The 433-nt window shown below is 36.3% G+C and carries 1 protein-coding gene; it reads right to left on the bottom strand.

Translation table 11 applies throughout. From position 1 onward, the window contains the following. Positions 1-433 (bottom strand): IS5 family transposase (locus tag ACRRVB_RS05075; RefSeq protein ID WP_432466854.1); only part of this gene is annotated, 433 nt, incomplete at both ends.

Here is a 433-nt window from a genome sequence, read left to right as displayed (position 1 = left end):
AGCTCTATATAAATTATAGGCTATAGCTTCCATAACATGTTGCGTATGCGTTTTATCAAGGCCTATATACCTAGTCCCTCCACTACGGAACCACCTCTTAATACTTCCAAATACCCTTTCTACTTTATATCGCGTCTTAGATACCAATTTATTAAACCGTTTAGCAGCAGGTGATAAAGGATGATTTCTACTACCTTTCTTTTGAATAGCTGATTTTAATTTCTTGTTTTTTAGTAAAGTTTCGTTGGGCAAACCGCTATAGCCTTTATCTCCATAGAGCCTGCTTCCTGCTTTTAGCGATACTTTATCCAATAATATAGGTAAATGGGCACCATCATGACTAGATGCTTTTGTAGTACTGACTGACAGAACTAAACCTTCTTTACTTTCTACAAGGACATGTCGTTTATACCCATAGTAAAGATTATGACCT

This window comes from Candidatus Cardinium hertigii, from assembly GCF_050864855.1.
Lineage (GTDB): Bacteria > Bacteroidota > Bacteroidia > Cytophagales > Amoebophilaceae > Cardinium > Cardinium hertigii_C.
Note: the sequence above shows the minus strand (reverse complement) of the source record. Positions and strands in the feature narration are given on the sequence as shown.